Below are 23,841 nucleotides of genomic sequence, written 5' to 3'. Positions count from 1 at the left end.
CTGGTCTTCTTTCCGGTAGTCGGGGGGATCGCGGGGATGGGCGGGTGTTTCAGAGGCTGCGGGCGGTGATGTCGCCGTGGGCGGTGGTGGCGTGGATGTTCAGGCCGGCGCCGGAACCCTCGCTGTTCTGGAGGGTGTTGTTGATGCGGCCGTAGGTGGTGCCGGCGTCGAGGGTGGCGGAGACGCCTCGGGCGGCGCCGATCTCCAGGTCGCCGGACTCGGTGCGGACGGTGACCGTGCCGGTCTTCGCCTCGGTGATGCGGATGTCGCCCTTCTGGGTGCGCAGCTCCGCGGGGCCGCCGAGGCGGCCGACGGTGATGTCACCGGCCTGGAGGGTGAGGCGGGCGGACGCGGTCTCGTCGAGCTTGACCGTGCCCTGCGCGCTCTCGATGGTCACGTCGCCCAGGCGTCCCACACCCCGGAGTTCGGCGGCGGCCGTGGTCGCCTCGACGCGGGAGCCGGCCGGCAGCTGGACGGTGACCTCGACCGCACCGGAGTTGCCGAGGATCCGGCTCTTCGGCTCGGCGGCCTCGATCCGCAGCACACCGTCCGCGTAGGCGACGGTGACCCGCTCGGCGGCCTTGACGTCGTTGCTCTTCGAGGGGTTCGCGGGGAGGACCTCGACCGTGGTGTCGGTCCGGTCGGCGGCGATGAAGCGGATCTGGCCCGCCGGGACGGCGAGGACGGTGACGATCGCGGCGGGGGTGGCGAACTTCTGCATGATGCGCTCCTGGTGTTCTTCGGGCCCGGACTCTCTGTCCGCGCCGTTTCCGACAAGAGAAACGCTACGTTGCGTTCAAGAGTTGAGCAACGTGCTCGTTGCGTCAGATGCGCATTCATGCAGGTCAACGCCTAGATTTCATTGCAACGGTCGTGCGGGCTAACGCAACAATCACCGTGCGCACGTTGCAATGAAATGAAGGTGAACGCGCCGCTTGTCAATGCAGGTTGACGAGATGGATGCTGTCAACGTAAGTTGACAGCATGACCGATGCGACCGATCTCGCCACGCGAGCGGGCGACCGTGACCCCCGGGTCGGGCTGCGGGCCGTCTCCGCCCTGCGGCGATTGCTGGAACAACTGGAAGCCGTCCAGGTGCGCAGTGCGCGCCATCAGGGCTGGTCGTGGCAGGAGATCGCGACCGAACTGGGAGTCAGCCGGCAGGCCGTCCACAAGAAGTACGGGAGGCAGTGATGTTCGAACGGTTCACGAAAGCGGCACGCGCCGTGGTGAAGGGGGCGGTCGATCACGCGGAACGGGGCGGCGCGACGGTCGTCACCAAGGAGCATCTGCTGCTGGCCCTGCTCGACCGGGAGGGCACCCCAGCCTCCGCCGCGCTGCGCAGCCTGTGCCCGCCGGATCGCCGCCCGTCCCTGATCGCCGCGCTCGCCGACGCCCGGCGTCGGGCGGGGCTGTCCCGGGCCGACGCGAACGCTCTGGCGGACCTCGGTATCGATGTGGGCGCGATCGTGGCGCGGGTGGAGGAGACCCACGGAGCGGGCGCGCTGGCCGGCGACCGCAAGAGCTCCGGATGGTGGTCGGGCCGCCAGTCCTTCTCCCGGGAGGCCAAGACCGTACTGGAGAAGTCCCTCCGGGTGGCCCTGGCGCGCAAGGACCGGGAGATCGGCGACGAGCACCTCCTCCTGGCGCTCACCATGACCGGCGGTGTCGTCGCGGAGGCCCTGGCCGACCACGGCGTCACGTACGCCTCGGTCGAGGCCGCCGTCGCCGGCCCGACGGCCCCCTGATCCACCTACCGCCCTGCCTGCCTCCCTGCGAAGGAGCTGGGCCTCAGAGGTGGCCGTCCAGGAACTCCCGGACCTCGGCGGTGGTCATGGGCCCCGTGCCGTGCGCCACCGCCTCGCCGTCCTTCAGCAGGACACAGGACGGGGCTCCGGTGATCCCGTACCGCTCGGTCGCGGCCGGGCAGCGCGTGATGTCGGCTCGGACGGCCGCCAGGCGGCCCGCGTACTCGTCGGCGACGCCATCCACGACGAGGTCCATGGCCCGGCAGGGCTCGATCGCCTTCGGCCATGTCCCGATGAAGTACGCGAGGACCGGGACCCCGCTCATCTTGAGGATGAAATCGAACTCCGCGTCCTCACGGGGTTGATGGACCCGCTTCGCCATGGAAGCTCCTGACCTCGTGTTCCGTCTTTCTCCCCATCATCCCCCGCGCGCGGTGTGCGCCTGCGTCGTGGCGGCCTCCACGGACCCGGTGGAGCGCGATGTGACGCGGCCCACAGGGAACGTCCTCCCGAGGCGCCTCCTCCTCAGGGTGTCGGTTGTTCACCAACGCTCCGGGGGAATCTCGTGGTCGACATCAGCACACGACGGCGGGCAGGCCAGGCGGTCGCCGGGCTGCTCGCCCTGGACGGGCTCGCGCACGTCTTCTGGGCCACCGGGCTGACCTGGCCCGCGCCCGACCAGCGGGCGCTGTCGCTCGCCGTCATCGGCGGGGAGGTGTCCTTCGCACCGCATGTGGTGCTGCCGCTGGCGCTGGTGCTCTTCGGCACCGCGGCGGCCGTCCTCGCCGGCGCGTACGGCCGGGGCGGGCGGGTCACCGGGCGGCTCGCCGGGCTGGTGACCTTCGCCGTCGCCGCCGGGCTCCTCGTCCGCGGGCTGGTCGGCCTGGTGTGGGCGCTCGGCGTCGGCGACGGGGCCGGTCCCGTCTTCTCCTGGCTCAATCTGCTCCTCTACACCCCGCTCTGCCTCGGCTTCGGCTGGCTGGCCGCCACCCGCCTCGTCACCCCCCGCGCCCGGAAGGCACTCGCGCTGCCGCTCGCCCTCGCCGCGCTCGCCGCGGGCACGGCGTACGCCTGGCAGCCCGCCGAGGCGACCGGCTACGCCGCCCCGCCCGGTGGCCGGTACGTCGAGACGCCCCTCGCCCGCTTCCACTACGTACGCCAGGGCTCGGGCGGCTCGCCGGTGGTGCTCCTCTCGCCCGGCGCGTCGTCGACCTTCGCCTGGCGCGAGCAGCTCGCCGCGCTCTCCCGGACGCACACCGTGTACGTCCTCGACCTCCCCGGCCAGGGGTTCACCGAGCTCCGCGACCGGTCCCTGACCTGGGATCTGGACGGCATGACCGCGGCCATCGGGAGCTTCCTGGACGCCATGGAGATCCCCCGGGCCGCGCTCGGCGGGAACTCGTGGAGCGGCGGCTTCGCCCTCGCCTACGCCCAGCGCCACCCGGACCGGGTGAGCCGGCTCGCCCTGCTCGCGCCCTCCGGTCTCGACGAACGGGACCCCGTTTTGTGGGAGGCCCTCAAACTGCCGATCGCCGGGGAGCTCCTGACGAGCCTCGGCGCGGGCCGCTCGGCGACCGAGTCATCGCTGCGGGGACTGTTCGTGAACCAGGACAGGATCACCGACGAACTCGTGGACGCGGCCTGGGCTCCCGCCACCCGCGACACCAACCGGCGTTCGGTCTACCGCCTGGAGCGCGGCCTGGACTGGCGCGAGACCGAGGCCGCGATGCCCGCCACCCGGCAGCCGGTGCTCGTCCTCTGGGGACGCCAGGACACCGTCCTGCCCGCAACCCAGGCCGCTCGCTTCGGGCGGCTCCTGCCGCACGCGGAGACGACGGTCCTGGACGGCTGCGGGCACGCGCTCACCCTGGACTGCCCGGACCGGGTGAACCCGCTGCTGGAAGAGTTCCTCCGTGACCGCTGACCACGAGGACCGGGGCGACCGGGGGGACCAGGGCGACCGGGGCGACCCGGATGACCAGGGCGACCGCGGTGTGGCTCTGGCGCGGGCCGCCCGGGCCGGGAACACCCTCGCGCTGCACGAGCTCCTGGACCACCTCACCCCGTACATCACCCGGATCTGCGCCCCCATCGCCCTGGCCGACGGCCCGGACGCCACCCAGGAGACCCTGCTCGCCGTGTTCCGGTCGCTGCGGTCCCTGAAGGATCCGCAGGCGCTGTACGGGTGGGTGCGGGCCATCGCCGTGCGGGAGGCGGTGCGGATCGCCCGGCGGGCGGCGCGGGCCCACCCCGCCGAGCTGGCCGACGTACCCGAGCGCGGGGATCCGCAGCTCGCCACGGACATCGACGACGTACTGGCCCGGCTGTCCCCCGAGCACCGGGCCGTCCTGGTGATGCGGGATGTGGAGGGCCTGGACGAGGAGGCCGCGGCCGCGCTGCTGGGCGTCCCGGCCGGCACCGCCAAGTCCCGGCTGCACCGGGCCCGGATGAGCTTCCGAAAGGCATGGTCCTCATGACGACGCACGAGATCGACCCGGTGGAGCGGCTGCGCATCATGGCGGCCGGGGTCCGCGGCGCGCGGATCGCCGAGGAGGTGCTGCCCGTGCCGTTCGAGGAGGTGTGGGCGGTGATGGCGGACCTGGAGGGCGAGTTCGGCCGCTTCCAGCCGGACATGCGCAGGGTGCGGGTGCTGCGGGTCGCGGGAGACCGGGTCGAGGCGCTGGCCCTCAGCAAGTACGGCTTCCGCGCTCACCTGCGCGGCTTCGTCCGGCCGGGCTGGTGCTGGCTGCAGAGCCGGTTCCTGATCATCGGCATGGCGGCGGCCCCGGAGCCGGGGCCGGGCGGCGGCACCCGGGTGGCGCTGACCGGCGGTGTCCGGGTCCGCGTCCTGGGGCGGGCCCCGGCGGTCGTCCCGTTCGGCACGGCGTCCGAGTTGTCCCGCGCGATGACCCTCCTCTCGGAGCGAGTGGGTGACCGGCGGACGGGCCCCGGCAGGTGACCGGCCGCGTCCGGAGTGGGCGGCGGCGACCGCCGCGGGTCCGGTCCGCCGGGGCGGCGAGGGAGACCGTTCAACCGCCGTACGGAAACGCGCACTTGGTCTCCGTACAGAGATGAGTCACCCTCAGCTAATGTGTGGCCCATGCAGGGGGAACTGGAAGACCACTCTGGCGTGGGCAGTCTGAACGGCAGCGGAGCCATGCCGCTAGAGGCGGGGGACCCCCGCCAGATCGGGGCGTTCCGGCTTCTCGGCGTGCTCGGCTCCGGGGGCATGGGGCGGGTCTATCTCGGCGCCGTGCCGGGGAAGTTCGCGGCGGTGAAGCGGGTCCTTCCCGTACTCGCCGAGGACGCCGACTTCCTGAGCCACTTCGGGCACGAGCTCGACAACCTCTCCCGGCTGCCCGCCGGAGCCAACACGAAGCTGCTCGCGAGCGACCGCACGGCCAAACCACCGTGGTTCGCCACCGAGTTCATCCCGGGCATCACCCTCAGCGAGGCCGTCCGGCTGCACGGCGGCCCGCTGCCCGCGGTGGCCCTGTGGCGGCTGCTGCGGGACGCGGCGGCCGGGCTGCGGGTCGTGCACGGCGCCGACATGGTGCACCGCGACCTCAAGCCGTCCAACGTCATGCTGACCGGCGACGGCCTCTCCCTCATCGACTTCGGCGTGGCCCGCGCCGCCGACCAGAGCCGGCTGACCAGGACCGGCATGGTCATCGGCACCCCCGCCTACATGGCGCCCGAGCAGGCCGTCGCCGACCGGCAACTCACCGGTGCGGCCGACGTGTTCGCGCTGGGCAGCCTGGTGTTGTACGCGGCGAACGGGCGGCCCCCGTTCGGCGAGGGCTCCGGGCCCGACCTCCTCTACCGCGTCGTCCACGGAGAGCCCGACTTCGGGAAGCTCACCGAGACCGACCCCGAGCTCGCCGCGCTCGTCCGGACCTGCTTCGCCAAGGACCCGGCGGACCGGCCGACCGCCGCCGAGCTCGTCGAGCTCGTCGACCGGGCCGACGAAGGGGCCGCCGGGGCCGCGTGGCCCGCCGCCGTCGCCGACCGCATAGGCGAGCGCGCGGCCTTCGCCGCCGGGGCGCCCACCGCCGAGCACCTGGCGGAGCTGGAGCGGATCGAGCCGGCCCAGGACGTCGCCACCGCCTCGCTCACCCCGCAGCGCGGGCAGGAGCCCGCGACCGCCTCCCCGGACGCCGTCGCGATCACCGGGGCCGCCACCCCGGAGAAGCGGACGCGGCGGAACCGGTTCGTCATGCTCGCCGTGCCCGTCGTCGTGGCGACCGGCACCACCCTGACCGTCGCCCTCGGCCCGTACGAGATCGGCCGCCTCGGCGCGGCCCCCGACACCTCGGGCTCGCCCTCCGCCGTCGCCTCACAGCCGGCGCCCGGCGACCCCGCGGCCGCACCCTCCTCGTCGTCCGCGAAGCCGGGCCCGTCGACGTCCGCCTCCGCGTCCTCCTCCGCCTCCTCGGGGCCGTCGTCCGCGCCGCCGGGCGGGTCCACGACGGCACAGCCGCCCGGCACGGGCGACGCGGGCGGCGGGGGCGGGACCATACCCGGCGGCGGAAGCGGAAGCGGGGCGGGCAGCAACACCGGGAGCGGTAGCGGGTCGAAGACGACCAGCCCCGGCGGCGGCGGCTCGACCACGACCAGCCCCGGCGGTGGTGGTGGCGGGTCGGCGACCACCCAGCCCGCCGCGCAGCCCTCGCGCACGACCACCCGGCCCGCTCCCCCGCCGCCCCCGCCCTCGACCGGCGGCTCGGTGCCCTCGGGGACGTACTCCATCGAGAACGTCTCCAGCGGAGAGTGTGTGTCCGAGAGCCACCCCGGGTACGGCGGCGTCATGGTCAACACCGCCCCGTGCGGCACCCCGCCCAACAGCGGCACGATCACCTACTCCTGGACCTACTCGTCCACGGGGAACGGCGCCTTCCGGCTGGTCAACAAGAAGACCGGGCTGTGCCTCCAGCCGGGCGGGACACCCGGCTTCACCGCCAAGGACTGCAACGGCTCCAGCCTCCAGTCGTGGACGATCGGCACCAAGACGTCCGCCGGTCACACCATCAAGAACGTGAACAGCGGCGAGTGCATGATCCCCGGCCCGCCGTTCCTGATGACGTACACCTGCGACCCGAGCGACAGGGCCCACCTCTGGCGGAACATCGCCCCCGTCTGAACCGCGCGTCAGGAGCCGGTCGTGAAGACGGGGACCGTCACGTCCCCCTCCGCCCGGAAGGCGACCCGTAGCTCCATCCCGATGCGGAGCTCCGTCTCCGGCACGTCCACGACCTCCGTCATCATGCGCGGGCCCTCCGCGAGGTCGACGACGGCCGCGACGTACGGGACGCGGTCACCGAAGGGCGGGAGGTCGTTCCGGTGGACGACCGACCAGGTGTAGAGCGTGGCGCGGCCGCTCGCCCGCTCCCAGCGGACGTCCTCGCTCCAGCAGTGGGGGCAGAACTCGCGCGGGTAGTGGTGGGTCCTGTCGCAGGCCGCGCAGTGGCGCAGGAGGAGCCGGCCTTCGGCGGCGGCGTCCCAGTACGGGCGGGTGAAGGCGTCGATGTCGGGGTCGGCGGCCGTCATCGGAAGAGTCCGATCGCGGAGTCGAGGGACCAGGTCTGCCAGGACATGGCGAGGAGGGCGACCAGGGAGATCAGCGCCATCATCGCGTTCTGCCCCTGCTCGGCCCAGTCGTGGATCATCAGGACGAGGTAGAGGAGGTTGAGGAGGAGGCCGCCGACGAGGGCGACCGGGGTGAGGAAGCCGACGACCAGGCCGAGTCCGAGGGCGAGTTCGGCGTAGACGACGACGTACGCCATAGCCTTGGGGCGGGGGGCGACGACGGTGTCGAAGCCCTTCTTCACCTGGGGCCACCTGTGGTTCGCGGCGACGTCGGCGGCCCAGGCGATGCCGGTGCCGCGCTCGAACCAGCCCTTCCTGTCCTTGTGGCGCCAGCTCTCCAGCCACCACAGGCCGAGGCCGATGCGGAGGACGGCGAGCCATTCGGCGCCGGTGAGCCAGACGGTCTGCATGCGCGTGTCCTCTCGGCCATCCCTCTTTGCCTGACGGTGCGTCAGTTTCGATGCCAGTTCAGCGCAGGGCGCGTACGGAGCGCAAGAGGCGGGCGCCAGAAGGGGGCACGCTTGCGGGATCCATTCTCCGGCAGGTACCTTGCGACACATGGTACTGCCGAGTGGATCACGTTCAGGAGTGAGCCAACTCCGTCGAGGCATCCTTCAGTTCTGCGTTCTGGCGCTGCTGCGCGACGGCGAGCGGTACGCCTTCGACCTCGTACGGGAGCTGTGCGACGCCCACGGGATGGAGACCAGCGAGGGCACCATCTACCCGCTGCTCTCGCGGCTCCGGAAGGAAGGCTGGGTCGACACCGTCTGGCGCGAGTCCGACGCGGGCCCGCCCCGCCGCTACTACACGCTGACGTCGACCGGACGTGCGGCGCTCGACGAGTTCTCCACCGAGTGGGGGACCTTCAAGACCACCGTCGACAACCTGCTGAGCAGTGAAGGGAGCCACGGATGACCCCGAGGCGAGACCAGCTCGTGGACGAGTACCTGCGTCGCTTGGACAACGCGGCCGTCTTCCTCCCCGCCGACCGGCGGGAGGAGCTCCGGCAGGAGATCGTCGAGCACATCGACGCCGGCCTGGAGCAGGCCGACGCGAAGCACGCGGAGGCGGTCCGGGCCGTACTGGAGCGGCTCGGGCCGCCGGCGGACATCGTGGCGGCGGAGCTGGGTGGGCCGAGGTCGACGGGGTCGACGCCGGTGGTCGGGACGGCCGTGCCGGACGCGGCCGTACCTCCGGTTGCGCCGGCGCCTCCCGCGGCCCCGGTTCCCCCCGCGCCTCCCGCGGGCGCTCCGCCCGCGCCCCCGGCACCTCCCGCGCCCTCGCGGCGGCGCGGGCCGATGATCGCCGCGATCGGGGCGGGAGCGGCCGTACTCGCCTTCGGCGCGCTGTTCCTCGGCTTCGCCATGTCCGCCGGCGAGGAGCACCCCGGGTTCGTGGGACCCGCCCCATCGGCCCCCCCGACGTTCGAGCCGACGCCGACCGACCCCGAGACCCGGACGTACGAGCCGACGCCGACCGACCCCGGGACCCGGACGTTCGACACCCAGCCCGCGCCGACCAGCCCGACCACACCGCCCACCGACGCCCCCACCGAACCCACGGCCTCACCCTCCTGACCGCGTGACGCCGAACCGGCCCCGCGCGTGACCGATTCGCAACCGAAATCCACCCCCGTCGAGACCCACTGCGTGTACACGTCATTACGCTCAGCAGTCATGGTCACCACCCCCCAGCAATCCTCCGCTCACCCGGTGTACGTCATCGGCGGCGGCCCCGGCGGGCTCGCCGTCGCCGCCTCCCTGCGCGAGCGCGGCGTCCGGGCCGTCGTCCTGGAGAAGTCCGACGCCGTCGGCGCCTCCTGGCGGGCCCACTACGACCGGCTGCGGCTCCACACCACCCGGCGCCTCTCCGCCCTCCCCGGCCTGCGGATACCCCGCGCCTTCGGCCGCTGGGTCGCCCGCGCGGACGTGGTGCGGTACCTGGAGAAGTACGCGGAGAAGCACGAGCTGGAGATCGTGACGGGCGTCGAGGTCTTCCGTATCGAGCGGGCGGGCGAGGAGTGGCTCCTGCACGCGACCGGCGGCCGGCGGCTCACCGGGCGCGCGGTGGTCGTGGCCACCGGGTACAACCACACCCCGCGCCTGCCGGAGTGGCCGGGCCGCGACACGTACGAGGGCGAACTGAGCCACGCCCGCGCCTACCGCAACCCCGGTCCGTACGAGGGCAAGGACGTCCTCGTCGTCGGCGCCGGGAACACCGGGGCCGAGATCGCCGCCGACCTCGCCGAGGGCGGCGCCGGGCGCGTACGCCTCGCGGTGCGGACCGTCCCGCACATCGTGCGGCGCACGACGGCCGGCTGGCCCGCCCAGCGCAGCGGCATCCTGGTGCGGCGCCTGCCGGTGGCCGTGGTCGACCGGATGGGCGAGGTGATGGGCCGCTGCTTCCTGCCGAACCTGACGGCGTACGGGCTGCCCCGGCCGGAGAAGGGCCTCGCCACCCGGCAGCGGGAGGGCGCGGTCCCGGTGCAGGACGTGGGCCTGATCGACGCCGTACGGTCCGGAAAGGTCGAGGTCGTGGCCGCCGTCGACGCCTTCGAGGGCGGCGAGGTGCTCCTCGCGGACGGCACCCGGATCGCCCCGGACGCGGTGATCGCGGCGACCGGCTACCGGAGCGCCCTGGAACCGCTCCTCGGACACCTGGACGGCGTGCTCGACGAGCACGGGCGGCCGGTGACGCACGGGGCGCGCTGCCCGCGCGAGGCGCCGGGCCTGTACTTCACGGGGTTCACGAATCCGATCAGCGGCATGTTCCGCGAGCTGGCGCTCGACGCGGAGAGGATCGCGCGACGGATCGCGCGCTCGGACGGGCGCGCGGGCCGCGGGTGACGTGGGCGGTCACGGCGCCGCGCCCCCTCCCTGACGGAGGATCCTCGGGGGGTGTCGGCGGCCCTTCCGTCCGTACTCGTCGGTACTGCTCCCTGCACACCCATTCCTGACTGGCCGTCAGTTCTGTAATCTGACTAAGCGTCAGGTCAGTAGTCATGGGCGGAAGGTGGAGCGGAACGATGCTTGGATCGACTCACGGCACCTTCACCACCGATCTCCGCGCCCGCGTGGTCGCCTGCGGGGAGACGCCGACCGCCGTCGTACACGGCGTCACCGTCGCCCCCGGCGACCGGGACGTCAGCGGGCGCCCGCTGCACGCGCCCGTGCCCGACCTCGACCGGTTCTTCCGGCCCGGGTCCGTCGCCGTCGTCGGCGCCTCCGATGCCGAGGGCCGTCCCAACACCGGGATCACCCGGCAGCTGCTCGCCTGGGCCGAGCGGGTCGGCGCCCGGCTCGTGCCCGTGCACCCGACCCGTACGAGCGTCTTCGGGATCGACTGCGTCCCCTCCGTCGGCGCGCTCACCGATCCCGTCGACCTCGCCGTCCTCCTCGTCGCCGACCCACTCCCCGTCATCGAGGAACTCGCCGACACGAAGGTGAAGTTCGCGGTCGCCTTCGCCTCCGGCTTCGCCGAGACCGGCGAGGCGGGCGCCGCCGCGCAGGAACGGCTCGCCGCCGCCGTACGCCGCTCGGGGCTCCGGCTCCTCGGCCCCAACACCAACCTCAACGCCTTCGAGCGCTTCCGCGACGATCTCGAAGGCCCCGCCGTCGCCCTCATCACCCAGTCCGGCCACCAGGGACGGCCCGTCTTCACCCTCCAGGAGCTGGGCGTCCGGCTCTCCCACTGGGCCCCCACGGGCAACGAAGCCGACCTGGAGACCTCCGACTTCATCTCGTACTTCGCCGGACTGCCCGAGGTGGGGGCCATCGCCTGCTACGTCGAGGGGCTCAAGGACGGCCGTTCCTTCCTGCTCGCCGCCGACCGGGCCGCGCGCGAGGGCGTCCCCGTCGTCGCCGTGAAGGTCGGCCGCACCGAGACCGGGGCGCGGACCGCCGCCTCCCACACCGGCAAGCTCACCGGCGCCGACCAGGTCGTCGACGCGGCCATGCGGCAGTACGGGGTGATCCGGGTCGACGGGCTCGACCAGCTCCAGGACACCGCGACGCTGCTCGCCCGCGCCCGCAGGCCGAAGGCCGACGGTGTCGTCGTCTACTCGATCTCCGGCGGTACGGGAGCCCACTTCGCCGACCTGGCCACGGCGGCGGGACTCGAACTCCCCACCCTCCCCCAGGCCAAGCAGGACGAACTGCACCAGTGGATCCCGGAGTACCTGAGCGTCTCCAACCCCGTCGACAACGGCGGGCACCCGGTGGGCGACTGGCGCGGCCGGAAGATCATCGACGCGATCCTCGCCGACCCCTCCGTCGGCGTCCTCATCTGTCCCATCACCGGCCCCTTCCCGCCCATGAGCGACAAGCTCGCGCAGGACCTGGTCGACGCCGCCGAGGCGACGGACAAACTGGTGTGCGTGATCTGGGGCTCGCCGGTGGGAACGGAGGACGCGTACCGCACGACGCTCCTCGGCTCCTCGCGCCTCGCTACGTTCCGTACCTTCGGCAACTGCATCGGGGCCGTGAAGGCCTACCTCGACCACCACCGCTTCACCACCGGCTACCGCTCCCCCCTCGACGAGGCCCCCCGCACCCCCTCCCCCTCCCTCCGCAAGGCCCAGGCCCTCATGCGGCCCGGCCGGCGGCTCAGCGAGCACGGGGCGAAGCAGCTGCTGCGGGCGTACGGGATACGGGTGCCGCGCGAACAGCTCGTCACGAGCGCGGCGGCGGCCGTCCGGGCCGCGGGGCTCGTCGGCTACCCGGTCGTGATGAAGGCGTCCGGCGCGCAGCTCGCCCACAAGACGGAGCTGGGCCTGGTGAAGGTCGGCCTGACCTCGGCCAGCCAGGTACGGGACGCGTACCGCGAGCTCACCGACATCGCCCGGTACGAGTCGATCGACCTCGACGGCATCCTCGTCTGCCAGATGGTCGGCCGCGGGGTCGAGATGGTGGTGGGCGTGACCCGCGACGACCTCTTCGGCCCGACCGTCACCGTCGGCCTCGGCGGGGTCCTGGTCGAGGTCCTGAACGACACGGCCGTCCGCGTCCCGCCGTTCGGCGAGCACGAGGCGCGCTCCATGCTCGCCGAGCTGCGCGGCCGGGCGCTCCTGGAGGGCGTACGGGGCGCCCCGCCGGCCGACGTCGACGCGCTCGTCGAGGTCGTGCTGCGGGTGCAGCGGATGGCCCTCGAACTCGACGGCGACCTCGCCGAACTGGACATCAACCCGCTGATGGTGCTGCCGCGCGGGCAGGGGGCGGTGGCCCTGGACGCGCTCGCGGTCTGCCGCTAGTCGAATAGGAGCACTTGGGTGACGGACGACCTCCTCCACGCCGTCGAGAACGGCGTCTCATGGATCACGCTCAACCGCCCCGAGGCGATGAACGCGGTCACCTGGGACCAGCGGGAGCGGATCATCGCCCTGCTCGGCGAGGCCTCCGCCGACCCGGACGTCCGGGCGGTGGTCGTCACGGCGACGGGCCGGGGCTTCTGCGCGGGCGCGGACCTGCGGGGGGCTCCGTCGTCCGGGGCGGACCGGGTGGCGGGGGACGTGGCCCGGATGATCCGGCTGGGCGCGCAGCGGTTCATCGGAGCGGTCATGGACTGCGAGAAGCCGGTGATCGCGGCGGTGAACGGCACGGCGGCCGGGATCGGAGCGCACCTCGCGTTCGCCTGCGACCTGGTGCTCGCGGCGGACTCGGCGCGCTTCATCGAGGTGTTCGTACGCCGGGGACTCGTCCCGGACGGCGGCGGGGCGTATCTCCTCCCCCGGCTGATCGGGCCGCAGCGGGCGAAGGAGCTGATGTTCTTCGGCGACGCGGTGCCGGCGGCGGAGGCGAAGGAGCTGGGCCTGGTGAACCGGGTCGTCCCGGCGGAGGACCTGGAGAAGACGGCCCGGGAATGGGCCGAACGCCTCGCCCAGGGCCCGACGCGGGCCCTCGCCCTGACGAAGCAGCTGGTCAACGCGTCCCTGGACTCGGACCGCGCGACCGCCTTCGCGGCGGAGGCGACGGCCCAGGAGCTGAACATGACGACACGGGACGCGCAGGAGGGGGTGGCGAGCTTCGTGGAGCGGAGGGGGGCACGGTACGAGGGGCGGTAGCGGAGGCTGTCGTACCGGGGCCCTATGGTGTGTCGCGCCTACGCCACACACTGCCGCTCCGGGGGGGGGAACGGAATGCCCAACTCCGCGCGCTCGCGCAAAAGATCCCGAAGATCCGGAAGATCACTCCTTCTGGTCCCTGCCCTGCTGACGGCCCTTCTGGGATCCGCGATCCCCGCGAGTACGGCCCTGGCGGCGACGCCCACGCCGCCGGCCTCCGCGGCGACCGATCCGGTGCCCACGCCGTCCGTGGACGCGACGCCCACGGACGAGCCCGTACCCACGCCTTCCGTGGACCCGACGCCGTCCGAGGAGCCCACGCCCACCGGCCCGTCCTGTCCCGACCTGCCGTTCACCCCGCTCGGAGCGCCTGCCGACGCGAGGGGCGCCTTCACGGTGGACGAGGACGGCACCAGCTGCTTCACGGTAACCGTGGAGAACCAGGGTCAGTACCGTCTGCTCACCGCCGACGACCAGGTAAGTACGTCGCTGTACTCGGGTGAGACCTGGGTCGACTGCAAGTACTTCACCTACCGGTACAGCTGGTGCGAGCTCGCCGCCGGGACGTACACGCTCAAGCTCCACAACAGCAGCGGGTCGGCCAGGGAAGGCCTCGTCTCTCTGGTCCCGCTGACGGCCGCTCCCGGCTGTCCGGCCGTGCCCGGCACGGGCTACGACTCGGCCCCGGCGACCGGGCAGGGGTACAGCCGGACGGGCGTCGTCTGCCGCTCCTTCAGCGCCTCCCCTGGTGAGCGGATCACCGTCGACGCCCAGCTCGGCGGCTACGAACCGACCTTCTGGGTCACCGACGACACCGGCAAGCGCATCTGCCCCGCCTACGAGGACCGCAGCGACGGCTGCGGTCGCGTGGACCCGGGCGACCTCGGCGGTCGTCGGCTGATCCTCGCGCGCGGTACGAAGGAAGCCCCCGGGGCGGCGGACGACCGTCACCCCGGGGGCTTCCCGTCTGCCGCCCCGGGGGCTTCCCCGCTCCCAGGGCTTCCCATCTGACGAACCGTCAGTTTCAATGGGTGGTGTGATGGGACACGCCGGGATGGCGGCCACCGCCGTCCGACACCTGAGAGCGGCCGGTTCGCCCACGGCCGTCGAACCACTGCCACGGCCGGTACTGCGCGCGGTACGGGAAGACGAGCGACCGCCCGTCGACCCGGCCGAATTCCGCCGCGTCCTCGGTCACTTCGCGAGCGGGGTCACGATCGTCACGGCCCTCGACGCCGACGGTCCGGCGGGCTTCGCCTGCCAGTCCTTCGCCTCGCTCTCCCTCGACCCGCCCCTGGTCGCCTTCATGGTCGCCCGTGCGTCGACGACCTGGCCCCGGATCGCGGACGCGGGCACCTTCTGCGTCAACATCCTCGGGGCCGGACAGGGCCCGCTCTGCCGGTCGTTCGCGGTCAGCGGGGCCGACAAGTTCGCGGGGGTGGAGTGGGAGCCGGCGCCGGCTACCGGGTCGCCGCGCCTCGCCGGCTCGCCCGCCTGGATCGACTGCACGATCACCGCCGTCCACACCGGCGGCGACCATCTGATCGTGGTCGGTCGGGTCGACTCCCTCGGCGCGGCGGAGGATGGGGGCGGGGACGGGGACGGGGCTCCGCTGCTGTTCCATCGGGGGCGGTTCGGGCGGTTCAGCTCTTAGTCATTCACGTACAGGACGATCCCGCCCACCATGAAGACGCTCACCATGGCGAGCGTGCCCCACAGAAGCAGGGAGACGAAGTACCCCTGCCTCGCCGGCCGGGTGAGCAGCGCCGCCGCCGCCAGGAACGCCCAGCCCACGAGCCATCCCCACACGCCGGCGAGCGGCGCCAGGATGGCTCCGGCGAGGGCTGAAAGGCCCAGCTGCCACCAGGCCGGGCGGCCGCCGAACTTGCGCCCCAGGTCCTCGCCGAGGAGCACCACGGGCAGGACGAGTACGGCGGAGACCGCGAACGCCGCCAGTACGCCGAACACCGCGATGAACGGGAGCGCCAGCAGGAACAGACCGCCTCCGGCGGTGTCCTCTCCGGGATCCGGCTCCATCGACAGGCCCACCGTCATCAGCACCGCCAGGCCCACCCCGGCCTCCAGCAACAGCGCCAGTGTCGAGACGCGCAGCATCCGCGCGTACGTACGCCCCAGTTCAGGACCGCTCATGTGCGATCACCCCCCGGCGGTCATCATGCTCCCGCCAGGGACGCCGTCACCGTCCGGGGTCGGCGGATGACCAGGGCCATCAGCGCCGCCGCCGCGCAGAGCGCGCCCGACGCGTACCAGACGAGGTCGTACGTGCCGAAGACGTCCCGGGCGACACCGCCCGCGAAGGCGACGACGGCCGCGCCGACCTGGTGGGAGGCGAGGACCCAGCCGAAGACGATCGCCGAGTCCCCGCCGTAGTGCTCGCGGCAGAGCGCGATCGTCGGCGGGACCGTGGCCACCCAGTCCAGACCGTAGAAGACGATGAAGAACAGCATCGGCGGGTGCACGGTGGGCGCGAGCAGCACCGGCAGGAAGAGCAGCGAGATCCCGCGCAGCGCGTAGTAGACGGCGAGCAGGCGGCGGGCCTCGAAGCGGTCGGTGAACCAGCCCGAGGCGATCGTGCCGACGACGTCGAAGACGCCGATGACCGCGAGCAGTCCTGCGGCCGCCGTGACGGGCATCCCGTGGTCGTGGGCGGCGGGCACGAAGTGGGTCTTGACCAGGCCGTTCGTGGAGGCGCCGCAGATCGCGAAGGTGCCGGCGAGCAGCCAGAAGGGGCCCGTGCGGGCCGCCTTGAGGAGGACGGTGACGGCCCGGCGCGCGGCGCCGGAGACGGGGGCGGGCTTCTCGGCGTACTCCCCGCCGTACGGGGCGAGGCCCGTGTCGGCCGGGTGGTCGCGGAGCAGCAGCCAGACGAAGGGGACGACCGCGAGGGCGGCGAGCGACACGGTGACCGCGGCGGGGCGCCAGCCGTGGTGCTCGACCAGCCAGGAGAGGAGGGGGAGGAAGACGAGCTGTCCGGAGGCGCCGGCGGCGGTGAGGATGCCGGTGACCAGGCCGCGGCGGGCGACGAACCAGCGGTTGGTGACGGTCGCGGCGAACGCGAGCGCCATCGAGCCGCTGCCGAGGCCGACGAGCACGCCCCAGAAGAGGACGAGCTGCCAGGCGGCCGTCATCCACACGGTGAGGAGCGAGCCGACGGAGATGATCGTCAGCGCGACGGCGACGACCCGGCGGATGCCGAAGCGGTCCATGAGCGCGGCGGCGAACGGGGCCGTGAGCCCGTAGAGGGCGAGGTTGACCGAGACGGCGAAGCCGATCGTGCCGCGCGACCAGTCGAACTCCTGGTGCAGCGGCTCGATCAGCAGGCCCGGCAGGGAGGCGAAGGCCGCCGCTCCGATGATCGTGACGAAGGTGACCGCCGCGACGAACCAGGCACGGTGGACGCGGGGCGTGCGGCGGCGCGTGGGGGGCGCGGTCGCGGGCGGGGGCGCGGAAGCGGCGCTCTCGGTTGTCTGGGCCATGCCACAGAGCATCCCGTCCGCGCCCCCGCCCCCACCATTGGCCTGAATGACACCTTTCCAAAGGATCGGGACATCAGGCACTCACGCGGGCCTACACCCGTGGCAGCGTCCTGATCGGCCGTACGACGAGCAGCGCCCCCACCACGAGCACCGCGATCCCCGCCCCCGCGAGCAGCACCTCCTCCGTGCCGACGGCCGCCGCCACCGGGCCCGACAGGGTGCGCCCGACGCCCATCATGAGGAGCGAGCCGGCCACGTCGTACGCGTGCATCCGGTTGAGGGCCTCCTGCGGGACGTGGGTCTGGACGGCGGTGGACCACATGACCAGCCAGAACGCGAAGGCCGCCCCGCCGATGAACTGGCCCGCGCCGAGCACCGCCACCGGGGCGCCCGTACCGAGCAGGAAGAGGTTCACGGGCAGGCCGAGGAGGGCCACCGCGCCCGCCGCGAGGGGGCGGCGGGGCCGCAGCCGGAGGGCGAGGAGGCCGCCGACGGCGCTGCCCGCGCCGTTGATCGCCATGAGCACGCCGTACGTGGCGGAGCCGTGCTCCCCGGTGACGAGGCTCGCGGTGAGCGGCACCATCGGGCCCGCGACGGTCAACCCGTACACCGTCCAGATGGAGATGACCCCCCACAGCCAACTGCGGGAACGGAACTCGCGCCAGCCGCCGACGAGTTCGGCGCCGAGGGAGTCGCGGCGGGCGGTGTCGGACGGGATGGGGACGAGCCGCATGAGGGCGAGACAGAGGGCGCTGACGGCGAACGTCGCGCCGTTGAGCGCGAAGGCGGCGCCCGCGTTCCACGCGGCGACGAGCAGGCCCGCCGCGGCCGGTCCCGCCATGACCATGAGGGCCTCGACGACCCGCAGGACGGCGTTGGCGCGCTGCACGTCGGGGGCGATGCGCGGGATCGTGGAGGCGACGCCGGGCTGGAAGAGGGCGGCGCCCATGCCGCTGAGGACGGAGAGGCCGTAGACCGCCCACAGCGGTGGGCTGCCGAGGGTGAAGGAGACGGCGAGGACGGCGGCGCCGGGGAGGCGGAGCAGGTCCGCGAGGATCATCATGCGGCGGGCGGTGAACCGGTCGGCGAGGACGCCGCCGAAGAGCACGAAGAGCGCGAAGGCTGCGGTCCAGCCGCCGAGCGCGAAGCCGACCGTGGAGCCGGGGTGGCCGGCGCCGAGGAGTCCGGCGGCGTAGGCGACCGGGACCATGCCCTCACCGAAGACGGCGACCGCGCGGGCGACGAAGAAGAGCCGGAAGTTACGGTTCCACAGTGCGGGCGGCCCGGCCGGTACGGGAATCCGTTCGGCGGCCTCAGACTTGTACGTGTTGTCCGTCACGGACACGAAGAAGTACCAGCAACTGGTCTGGACCACCACTGATTTTCCCCCGAAGGGAGCCCCGCCGTGCCGTCCCCGCACCGCGTCGCCGTCCTCGCCCTGCCCGGACTCCTCCCCTTCGAACTCGGCATACCGCACCGCATCTTCGGCCGCGCCCGGGACGCGGAGGGCACGCTGCTGTACGAGATCGTCACCTGCGCCCCGGTCGCGGGCCCCGTCCCCACCGACGCCGACTTCTTCGTCCACGTGGAACACGGCCCCGAGATCCTCGCCACCGCCGACACGGTCGTCGTCCCCGCCTCGTACGAGCTCGGACCGGTCTACGACGAGGGCAGGCTCACCCCGGAACTCGCCGCCGCCCTCGCGCACATCCGCCCCGGCACGCGGCTCGTCTCCATCTGCACCGGTGGGTACGTGCTCGCCGCGGCCGGGTTCCTCGACGGGCGCCCGGCCACCACCCACTGGTCCTCCGCCGCGCACTTCCAGCGGCTCTTCCCGAGCGTGCGGGTCGACGCCGACGTCCTCTTCGTCGACGACGGCGACGTCCTCACGTCGGCGGGCGTGGCCGCCGGGATCGACCTGTGCCTGCACATCGTGCGCCGCGACCACGGCACGGCCGTCGCCAACGACGTCGCCCGCAGGACCGTCGTACCGCCCCACCGGGACGGCGGCCAGGCCCAGTACATCGAGCGGCCCCTCCCCGAGGCGGGCACCCACACCACGACCACGGCCAGGGCGTGGGCGCTCGCCCACCTCCACGAGCCGATCCAGCTGCGGGACCTGGCGGGGAAGGAGGCGATGAGCGTGCGGACGTTCACCCGCCGCTTCCGCGACGAGGTCGGGATCAGCCCCGGGCAGTGGCTCACGCAACAGCGCGTCGAGCGTGCCCGGCACCTCCTGGAGTCCACCGGTCTGCCCGTCGACCGGGTCGCGCAGGACGCCGGCTTCGGCACGTCCCAGTCGCTGCGCGTGCACCTGATGAGCGCGATCGGGGTGACCCCGACGGCCTACCGGCGGACCTTCCGCTCCGCCGCGTCCACGACGGGTTCCTCCTCATGAGACTCCCGGGTCCGGCGGGTCAGCCGCCGCTCCCCCACCGTGCCGATCGCCACGAGCAGCACGGTCAGACCGACGCCGTAGAGGATCGCGGTCGACGGGGCCACCACCTTGAGCAGCCCGCCCGCGAGGGCGCCGCTGGCGGCGTAACCGGCGCCGACGGCCGCGTACATGACCGAGTACCCGGCGGCGAGCGCGGACGGCGGGAGGAGCCGGCGCAGGGCGAGGTTGCGGGTGAGCGCGGCAGGCGCCTGGAGGAGTCCGGCGGCGACCAGGACGACGCCGATGGCGAGGGTCCAGGGCAGCAGCGCGACGAGGGCGACTCCCGCGGTCACCGCGAGGACCAGGACGACGGACTGCACGAGCAGCGGGCCCGGCCAGTGCCCCCGCAGGCCGTAGACGAACGCGCCGACCGCCGAGCCGATCGAGAACCCGGCGAGCAGCGGACCGGCCCAGCCGATGGCGATCCCGCGCTGTTCGAGCAGGGCGGGCAGGATCAGTTCGGCGAGCGCGAGGAGGGTGAGCCCGGCGGCCCCGAGGACGTACACGGGCCAGGCCCGCAGCAGCGCCCGCCGCGCGGAGACCCCCTTCTCCGGCGGCTCGGCCGCCCAGCCGGCCGGCAGCAGCCACATCCCGGCCACCGAGAGCGCCATCAGGACGGCCATGAGGAGCAGCGGTACGGCGGGGCCGACGCCGAGCGCGAGACCGGCGGCGAGCGCGGGGGCGGCCGCCCACACGCCGAAGATGAGCATCGACTCCATGCTCATCGCCTGCGTGACGGCCCGCTCCGGGACCATGCTCGTCAGCAGCGCGCGCAGCCCGCCCGCCAGAGCCGCCGGTCCGGCGCCCGCGAGCAGCCCGAGGACGGCGAGGACGACGGGGTGCGCGTCGGGCGCGAGCCCGAGCCCGGCGAACCCGGCGGCGCCGACGGCGAGTCCGGCGACGAGCTGCGGCCGGGCCCGCTCGGCGTTCATGCGGAGGCCGAGGACGGGGGCGGCGACGATCTCCCCGATGACGTACGCGGCGGCGAGCGCGGCACCCAGGGAGTACCCGCCGGGCCGCTCGCGCACGAGGAAGACGAGCGCGAGCGGCGCCATGGCGACGGGCAGCCGCCCGGCTGCGGCGACGACGCACCAGGCGAGGACGGGTCGGGTGGCGAGCTCGCGATAGGACATGGCCACGACCGTAACCCTCAGGTGGTCCTGTCACCCACGGGAATTACGGGCGCCCCGGCGCCTCGGAAGGTGAGCACCCCCGCGCCACCTTCTGCGGCCCGGCGCCTCGGAGGGTGAGCACCCCCGCGCCACCTTCTGCGGCCCCGCGCCTCAGAAGGTGAGCACCCCCCGCGCCACCTTCCCCTGTTCCGCGTCCTCGACGGCGCGCGCGAACTCCTCCACGGGGTACGTCCGCGTCACCAGTTCGTCGAGGAGGAGGCTGCCGGAGCGGTACAGCTCCGCGTAGAGGGCGATGTCCTTCTGGGGGCGGGAGGAGCCGTAGCGGCAGCCCAGGATCGACTTGTCCAGGAACATCGCGGCGGGCGGGAAGCTCGCCTCCGCCGTGGGGGCGGTCATGCCGAGGAGGATCGCCTGGCCGTGCCGGTCGAGGAGCTCGATCGCGGTACGGACCAGGCCGGTGTGCCCGACGCACTCGAAGACGTGGTCGGCGCCGGTGGGCAGGACCTCCCGTACGCCGTCGGTGGAGGCGAGGAAGTGCGTGGCGCCGAACCGCCGGGCCACGGCCTCCTTCTCCGGGTTGGTGTCGACGGCGACGATCGTCGGGGCGCCGGCGATCCGGGCGCCCTGGATGACGTTGAGGCCGATGCCGCCGGTGCCGATGACGACGACGGTCTCGCCGCGGTCGACCTTCGCGCGGTTGAGTACGGCCCCGACGCCGGTGAGGACGCCGCAGCCCATGAGGGCGGCGGAGGTCAGCGGGATGTCCTTCGGGATCTTCACGGCCTGGACGGCCTTGACGACGGTCCGCTCGGCGAAGGAGGAGTTGGACGCGAACTGGAACAGCGCCTGCCCGGTCGACGCCCGCGAGAACGGCTGACCCGGCATGCCGATCGCCTTGCGGCACATGGTGGGCCGGCCGCGGTCGCAGTCGGCGCAGGCGCCGCAGTTCGCGAGGGTGGAGAGGGCGACGTGGTCGCCGGGGGCGACGTGGCTGACGCCGGGGCCGACGGCCTCGACGACACCGGCGCCCTCGTGGCCGAGGACGACGGGCGGCGGGAACGGAATGGTCCCGTCGACGACGGACAGGTCGCTGTGGCACAGCCCGGCGGCGGCGATCCCGACGAGCACCTCCCCGGGCCCGGGCGCCCGTACCTCCAGATCGTCGACGACCTGCACGGACTTCCCGTCGAACACGACACCACGCATGAGCCAGCTCCTCGTCTCGGGGCAAATCTGTACGCGTCACGCGATGCGGGTCACGTGTGACGTGTTACGCGTTCGGGCGCGAGCCCTCCGCCGCCGCCTTGGCCATCTCCTCAAGCCGCGCCAGCATCGGCATCGGGTCGACGCCGACCGTCCCCGGCAGGAAGTCCGCGATCCGCTCCGGCGTCCACGCGCCGCCCTCCGCGTACCCGGCGCGCAGCTCCCTGGGCTGCGCCCACACCGCGATCTTCGGGCCGGCGATCGTGTACACCTGGCCGGTGATCTTCTCCGCCCTGGCCCGCTCCGAGAGCAGGTAGACGACGAGCGCCGCCACGTCCTCCGGCTCCCCGATCTCCTTCAGCTCCATCGGGACGTTCGCGGACATCCGGGTCCTGGCCACGGGCGCGACCGCGTTCGCGGTGACCCCGTACTTGTGGAGCCCGAGGGCGGCGCTCCGTACGAGCGAGATGATGCCGCCCTTCGCCGCCGAGTAGTTGGCTTGCGCCACGGAGCCCTGGTGGTTGCCGCTGGTGAAGCCGATCAGTGTGCCCGTGCCCTGCTTGCGCATCACCGCGGAGGCGGCGCGGAAGACGGTGAACGTGCCCTTGAGGTGGGTGGCGACGACCGGGTCCCACTCCTCCTCGGACATGTTGAAGAGCATCCGCTCGCGCAGGATGCCCGCCACGCACACGACGCCGTCGATCCGCCCGTACTCCGCGAGGGCGACGTCCACGATCCGCTGTCCGCCCTCCATCGTCGAGATGTCGTCGGCGACGGCGACGGCCGCACCGCCGGCCGCCTCGATCTCCTTCACGACGGAGAGGGCGATCTCCGAGGTCGGTTCGCCGCCCTCGATGGACACCCCGTAGTCGTTCACGACGACCTTCGCGCCCTCCGCCGCGCACGCGAGGGCGACCGCGCGGCCGATGCCCCGCCCCGCGCCCGTGACGGCCACGACCCTGCCAGCCAAGAAGTTCCCCATGCCCGGCCCCTCCCACAGTTTCTGACGGTCCGTTAGATTCATTCGTCGTCAGGATTCTACGGTCCGTCAGATACCGGAAAACAAGACCCCGGAGGCCCCGATGTCTCTGCCCGCCGCATTTCACGAGATCGCCAAACGCGTCAACAACTGGGGCCGTTGGGGCCAGGACGACCAGATCGGCACGCTCAACCTCGTCACCGACGAGGTCGTACGCGAGGCCGTCGCCACCGTCCGCACCGGCCGCCGCGTCCCCCTCGCCGTCGACCTCAAGCAGGACGGCGTCCAGACCGGCATGATTCCCGGCCGCGTCAATCCGCTCCACGTCATGCTCCAGGTCAACCAGGAGCTGTTCGGCCCCGGCACGGTCGCCACCAGCGACGACGCCGTGACCCTCGGCCTCCAGGCCGGCACCCACTGGGACGCGCTGACGCACGCCTCGCACTCCGGGCGGATCTACAACGGCCGCCCCGCCGACACCATCACCGCACACGGCCGCGCCGAGTTCAGCGGCATCCACACCGCCCGCCAGGTCGTCTCGCGGGGGGTCCTGCTCGACGTGGCCGCCGCCAAGGGCGTCGACCGGCTGCCCGGCGACCACGCCGTCACCCCCGAAGACCTCGACGAGGCCGCCGAGTTCGGCGCGGTCACGGTCCGGTCCGGCGACATCGTCCTCGTACGGACGGGGCAGATGCAGGTGTACCTGGCCGGGGACAAGCACGGGTACGCCTTCCCGTCACCGGGACTCTCGGTCCGTACGCCGGAGTGGTTCCACGCCCGGGACGTCGCGGCCGTCGCCAACGACACCCTCACCTTCGAGATCTTCCCGCCGGAGATCGACGACCTCTGGCTGCCCGTCCACGCCCTCGACCTCGTCGAGATGGGGATGCTCCAGGGGCAGAACTGGAATCTCGAAGAACTGTCCACAGCCTGTGCACAAGAGCGGCGCTACGCCTTCCTGCTCTCCGCGATGCCGGAGCCCTTCGTCGGCGGCACGGGCACACCGGTGGCCCCGATAGCGATCCTCTGACCGCTGTACGTCCACCTGTTCACGGGCGGCGGCGCGCTCGCGCGCACCCCGAGCACGGCACGGCCGCGCCGCCACCCGGCCACGACCCGCACACGCCGAGGGCGGCACACGGCACCCTCGACTCCCCTCGCCACGAATCGCTCACACCAGAGTGGGCAAAACGGAACGAA

25 protein-coding genes are annotated in these 23,841 nt (G+C 73.0%); 15 read left to right on the top strand and 10 right to left on the bottom strand.

Features of this window, described 5'->3' with window-relative positions; translation table 11 throughout:
• Window positions 1–49: 49 nt before the first annotated feature.
• Window positions 50–721, bottom strand: coding sequence for a DUF4097 family beta strand repeat-containing protein (locus ACFWWU_RS09870; RefSeq protein WP_384141605.1), 672 nt, complete (start codon window positions 719–721; stop codon window positions 50–52).
• A 263-nt stretch (window positions 722–984) separates the two neighbouring features.
• On the opposite strand from ACFWWU_RS09870, the gene ACFWWU_RS09865 reads away from it, so the two are divergent.
• Both ACFWWU_RS09865 and ACFWWU_RS09860 read left to right on the top strand, forming a co-directional pair.
• On the top strand, window positions 985–1,194 hold the full coding sequence (locus ACFWWU_RS09865; RefSeq protein ID WP_317598173.1) for a helix-turn-helix domain-containing protein: 210 nt from the start codon (window positions 985–987) through the stop codon (window positions 1,192–1,194).
• Window positions 1,194–1,748 (top strand): Clp protease N-terminal domain-containing protein, encoded by a 555-nt coding sequence (locus tag ACFWWU_RS09860; RefSeq protein ID WP_384141601.1) that lies wholly within the window; start codon window positions 1,194–1,196, stop codon window positions 1,746–1,748. Before ACFWWU_RS09865 ends, ACFWWU_RS09860 begins: the two co-directional genes overlap by 1 nt.
• A gap of 43 nt (window positions 1,749–1,791) precedes the next feature.
• On the opposite strand, the gene ACFWWU_RS09855 is transcribed toward ACFWWU_RS09860, so the two are convergent.
• The gene (locus tag ACFWWU_RS09855) at window positions 1,792–2,130 is read right to left on the bottom strand and encodes a thioredoxin family protein (protein ID WP_384141598.1); all 339 of its coding nucleotides are present in this window, start codon (window positions 2,128–2,130) and stop codon (window positions 1,792–1,794) included.
• Window positions 2,131–2,313: 183 nt separating this feature from the next.
• Here ACFWWU_RS09855 and ACFWWU_RS09850 point away from each other — a divergent pair, with 183 nt between their 5' ends.
• The 4 genes from ACFWWU_RS09850 (at window position 2,314) to ACFWWU_RS09835 (ending at window position 6,888) form a co-directional block, all read left to right on the top strand.
• Window positions 2,314–3,672: an alpha/beta fold hydrolase gene (locus ACFWWU_RS09850; protein WP_384141596.1), complete on the top strand. Its 1,359-nt coding sequence runs from the start codon at window positions 2,314–2,316 to the stop codon at window positions 3,670–3,672.
• Window positions 3,662–4,225: an RNA polymerase sigma factor gene (locus ACFWWU_RS09845; RefSeq protein ID WP_384141593.1), complete on the top strand. Its 564-nt coding sequence runs from the start codon at window positions 3,662–3,664 to the stop codon at window positions 4,223–4,225. The genes ACFWWU_RS09850 and ACFWWU_RS09845 overlap by 11 nt, the downstream gene beginning before the upstream one ends.
• Window positions 4,222–4,707, top strand: coding sequence for a hypothetical protein (locus tag ACFWWU_RS09840; RefSeq protein ID WP_384141590.1), 486 nt, complete (start codon window positions 4,222–4,224; stop codon window positions 4,705–4,707). The genes ACFWWU_RS09845 and ACFWWU_RS09840 overlap by 4 nt, the downstream gene beginning before the upstream one ends.
• 171 nt (window positions 4,708–4,878) lie before the next feature.
• Window positions 4,879–6,888, top strand: coding sequence for a protein kinase (locus ACFWWU_RS09835; RefSeq protein WP_384141588.1), 2,010 nt, complete (start codon window positions 4,879–4,881; stop codon window positions 6,886–6,888).
• Between the two features lie 8 nt (window positions 6,889–6,896).
• On the opposite strand, the gene ACFWWU_RS09830 is transcribed toward ACFWWU_RS09835, so the two are convergent.
• Together ACFWWU_RS09830 and ACFWWU_RS09825 are read right to left on the bottom strand one after the other, a co-directional pair.
• Window positions 6,897–7,295 carry a Zn-ribbon domain-containing OB-fold protein gene (locus ACFWWU_RS09830; RefSeq protein ID WP_384141586.1) on the bottom strand — a complete coding sequence of 133 codons (399 nt, stop codon included), beginning with the start codon at window positions 7,293–7,295 and terminating at the stop codon, window positions 6,897–6,899.
• Window positions 7,292–7,744 carry a DoxX family protein gene (locus ACFWWU_RS09825; RefSeq protein WP_384141583.1) on the bottom strand — a complete coding sequence of 151 codons (453 nt, stop codon included), beginning with the start codon at window positions 7,742–7,744 and terminating at the stop codon, window positions 7,292–7,294. Before ACFWWU_RS09825 ends, ACFWWU_RS09830 begins: the two co-directional genes overlap by 4 nt.
• 148 nt (window positions 7,745–7,892) lie before the next feature.
• Here ACFWWU_RS09825 and ACFWWU_RS09820 point away from each other — a divergent pair, with 148 nt between their 5' ends.
• The 7 genes from ACFWWU_RS09820 to ACFWWU_RS09790 all read left to right on the top strand — a co-directional run bounded on the left by ACFWWU_RS09820 (window position 7,893) and on the right by ACFWWU_RS09790 (window position 15,046).
• The gene (locus tag ACFWWU_RS09820) at window positions 7,893–8,249 is read left to right on the top strand and encodes a PadR family transcriptional regulator (protein ID WP_384141580.1); all 357 of its coding nucleotides are present in this window, start codon (window positions 7,893–7,895) and stop codon (window positions 8,247–8,249) included.
• Entirely contained in the window at window positions 8,246–8,911 is a 666-nt protein-coding gene (locus ACFWWU_RS09815) for an HAAS signaling domain-containing protein (protein WP_384141577.1), read from the top strand. The genes ACFWWU_RS09820 and ACFWWU_RS09815 overlap by 4 nt, the downstream gene beginning before the upstream one ends.
• 99 nt (window positions 8,912–9,010) lie before the next feature.
• On the top strand, window positions 9,011–10,180 hold the full coding sequence (locus ACFWWU_RS09810) for a flavin-containing monooxygenase (RefSeq protein ID WP_384141574.1): 1,170 nt from the start codon (window positions 9,011–9,013) through the stop codon (window positions 10,178–10,180).
• A gap of 179 nt (window positions 10,181–10,359) precedes the next feature.
• Window positions 10,360–12,582: an acetate--CoA ligase family protein gene (locus ACFWWU_RS09805; protein ID WP_384141571.1), complete on the top strand. Its 2,223-nt coding sequence runs from the start codon at window positions 10,360–10,362 to the stop codon at window positions 12,580–12,582.
• 18 nt (window positions 12,583–12,600) lie between these two features.
• Window positions 12,601–13,392 carry an enoyl-CoA hydratase/isomerase family protein gene (locus ACFWWU_RS09800; protein ID WP_384141568.1) on the top strand — a complete coding sequence of 264 codons (792 nt, stop codon included), beginning with the start codon at window positions 12,601–12,603 and terminating at the stop codon, window positions 13,390–13,392.
• A gap of 291 nt (window positions 13,393–13,683) precedes the next feature.
• Window positions 13,684–14,403 (top strand): hypothetical protein, encoded by a 720-nt coding sequence (locus ACFWWU_RS09795; protein WP_384141565.1) that lies wholly within the window; start codon window positions 13,684–13,686, stop codon window positions 14,401–14,403.
• A gap of 16 nt (window positions 14,404–14,419) precedes the next feature.
• Window positions 14,420–15,046 carry a flavin reductase family protein gene (locus ACFWWU_RS09790; protein WP_384141563.1) on the top strand — a complete coding sequence of 209 codons (627 nt, stop codon included), beginning with the start codon at window positions 14,420–14,422 and terminating at the stop codon, window positions 15,044–15,046.
• Here the strand turns inward: ACFWWU_RS09790 and ACFWWU_RS09785 are convergent.
• The 3 genes from ACFWWU_RS09785 to ACFWWU_RS09775 form a co-directional block, all read right to left on the bottom strand.
• Window positions 15,043–15,543: a hypothetical protein gene (locus ACFWWU_RS09785; RefSeq protein ID WP_384141561.1), complete on the bottom strand. Its 501-nt coding sequence runs from the start codon at window positions 15,541–15,543 to the stop codon at window positions 15,043–15,045. The genes ACFWWU_RS09790 and ACFWWU_RS09785 overlap by 4 nt on opposite strands.
• Before the next feature lie 23 nt (window positions 15,544–15,566).
• Complete coding sequence (locus tag ACFWWU_RS09780; RefSeq protein ID WP_384141558.1) at window positions 15,567–16,889, bottom strand: MFS transporter; 1,323 nt, start codon at window positions 16,887–16,889, stop codon at window positions 15,567–15,569.
• Between the two features lie 91 nt (window positions 16,890–16,980).
• On the bottom strand, window positions 16,981–18,234 hold the full coding sequence (locus tag ACFWWU_RS09775; RefSeq protein ID WP_384141895.1) for an MFS transporter: 1,254 nt from the start codon (window positions 18,232–18,234) through the stop codon (window positions 16,981–16,983).
• 60 nt (window positions 18,235–18,294) lie between these two features.
• Here ACFWWU_RS09775 and ACFWWU_RS09770 point away from each other — a divergent pair, with 60 nt between their 5' ends.
• Window positions 18,295–19,287, top strand: coding sequence for a GlxA family transcriptional regulator (locus tag ACFWWU_RS09770; protein ID WP_384141555.1), 993 nt, complete (start codon window positions 18,295–18,297; stop codon window positions 19,285–19,287).
• Here ACFWWU_RS09770 and ACFWWU_RS09765 read toward each other — a convergent pair.
• From ACFWWU_RS09765 to ACFWWU_RS09755, 3 genes are all read right to left on the bottom strand, one after another.
• Window positions 19,236–20,459: an MFS transporter gene (locus tag ACFWWU_RS09765; protein WP_384141552.1), complete on the bottom strand. Its 1,224-nt coding sequence runs from the start codon at window positions 20,457–20,459 to the stop codon at window positions 19,236–19,238. The two genes, ACFWWU_RS09770 and ACFWWU_RS09765, sit on opposite strands and share 52 nt — an antisense overlap.
• A 150-nt stretch (window positions 20,460–20,609) precedes the next feature.
• The gene (locus ACFWWU_RS09760; protein WP_384141549.1) at window positions 20,610–21,665 is read right to left on the bottom strand and encodes a Zn-dependent alcohol dehydrogenase; all 1,056 of its coding nucleotides are present in this window, start codon (window positions 21,663–21,665) and stop codon (window positions 20,610–20,612) included.
• A 64-nt stretch (window positions 21,666–21,729) separates the two neighbouring features.
• Window positions 21,730–22,644 carry an SDR family oxidoreductase gene (locus tag ACFWWU_RS09755; RefSeq protein ID WP_384141546.1) on the bottom strand — a complete coding sequence of 305 codons (915 nt, stop codon included), beginning with the start codon at window positions 22,642–22,644 and terminating at the stop codon, window positions 21,730–21,732.
• 100 nt (window positions 22,645–22,744) lie between these two features.
• Here ACFWWU_RS09755 and ACFWWU_RS09750 point away from each other — a divergent pair, with 100 nt between their 5' ends.
• Window positions 22,745–23,671 carry a cyclase family protein gene (locus ACFWWU_RS09750; protein WP_384141543.1) on the top strand — a complete coding sequence of 309 codons (927 nt, stop codon included), beginning with the start codon at window positions 22,745–22,747 and terminating at the stop codon, window positions 23,669–23,671.
• The last annotated feature ends 170 nt before the right edge of the window (window positions 23,672–23,841 follow it).

The organism is Streptomyces sp. NPDC058650 (assembly GCF_042717315.1).
In the GTDB taxonomy this organism is placed as follows: domain Bacteria; phylum Actinomycetota; class Actinomycetes; order Streptomycetales; family Streptomycetaceae; genus Streptomyces.
This window is presented reverse-complemented; position numbering and strand designations above follow the sequence as displayed.

Excerpts from the sequence above, each read along its gene's own strand:
- ACFWWU_RS09870 (WP_384141605.1), bottom strand. The coding sequence starts at position 721 with ATGCAGAAGTTCGCCACCCCCGCCGCGATCGTCACCGTCCTCGCCGTC.
- ACFWWU_RS09865 (WP_317598173.1), top strand. The coding sequence starts at position 985 with ATGACCGATGCGACCGATCTCGCCACGCGAGCGGGCGACCGTGACCCC.
- ACFWWU_RS09860 (WP_384141601.1), top strand. The coding sequence starts at position 1,194 with ATGTTCGAACGGTTCACGAAAGCGGCACGCGCCGTGGTGAAGGGGGCG.
- ACFWWU_RS09855 (WP_384141598.1), bottom strand. The coding sequence starts at position 2,130 with ATGGCGAAGCGGGTCCATCAACCCCGTGAGGACGCGGAGTTCGATTTC.
- ACFWWU_RS09840 (WP_384141590.1), top strand. The coding sequence starts at position 4,222 with ATGACGACGCACGAGATCGACCCGGTGGAGCGGCTGCGCATCATGGCG.
- ACFWWU_RS09830 (WP_384141586.1), bottom strand. The coding sequence starts at position 7,295 with ATGACGGCCGCCGACCCCGACATCGACGCCTTCACCCGCCCGTACTGG.
- ACFWWU_RS09825 (WP_384141583.1), bottom strand. The coding sequence starts at position 7,744 with ATGCAGACCGTCTGGCTCACCGGCGCCGAATGGCTCGCCGTCCTCCGC.
- ACFWWU_RS09820 (WP_384141580.1), top strand. The coding sequence starts at position 7,893 with ATGGTACTGCCGAGTGGATCACGTTCAGGAGTGAGCCAACTCCGTCGA.
- ACFWWU_RS09815 (WP_384141577.1), top strand. The coding sequence starts at position 8,246 with ATGACCCCGAGGCGAGACCAGCTCGTGGACGAGTACCTGCGTCGCTTG.
- ACFWWU_RS09810 (WP_384141574.1), top strand. The coding sequence starts at position 9,011 with ATGGTCACCACCCCCCAGCAATCCTCCGCTCACCCGGTGTACGTCATC.
- ACFWWU_RS09805 (WP_384141571.1), top strand. The coding sequence starts at position 10,360 with ATGCTTGGATCGACTCACGGCACCTTCACCACCGATCTCCGCGCCCGC.
- ACFWWU_RS09790 (WP_384141563.1), top strand. The coding sequence starts at position 14,420 with ATGGGTGGTGTGATGGGACACGCCGGGATGGCGGCCACCGCCGTCCGA.
- ACFWWU_RS09785 (WP_384141561.1), bottom strand. The coding sequence starts at position 15,543 with ATGAGCGGTCCTGAACTGGGGCGTACGTACGCGCGGATGCTGCGCGTC.
- ACFWWU_RS09780 (WP_384141558.1), bottom strand. The coding sequence starts at position 16,889 with ATGGCCCAGACAACCGAGAGCGCCGCTTCCGCGCCCCCGCCCGCGACC.
- ACFWWU_RS09765 (WP_384141552.1), bottom strand. The coding sequence starts at position 20,459 with ATGTCCTATCGCGAGCTCGCCACCCGACCCGTCCTCGCCTGGTGCGTC.
- ACFWWU_RS09760 (WP_384141549.1), bottom strand. The coding sequence starts at position 21,665 with ATGCGTGGTGTCGTGTTCGACGGGAAGTCCGTGCAGGTCGTCGACGAT.
- ACFWWU_RS09755 (WP_384141546.1), bottom strand. The coding sequence starts at position 22,644 with ATGGGGAACTTCTTGGCTGGCAGGGTCGTGGCCGTCACGGGCGCGGGG.
- ACFWWU_RS09750 (WP_384141543.1), top strand. The coding sequence starts at position 22,745 with ATGTCTCTGCCCGCCGCATTTCACGAGATCGCCAAACGCGTCAACAAC.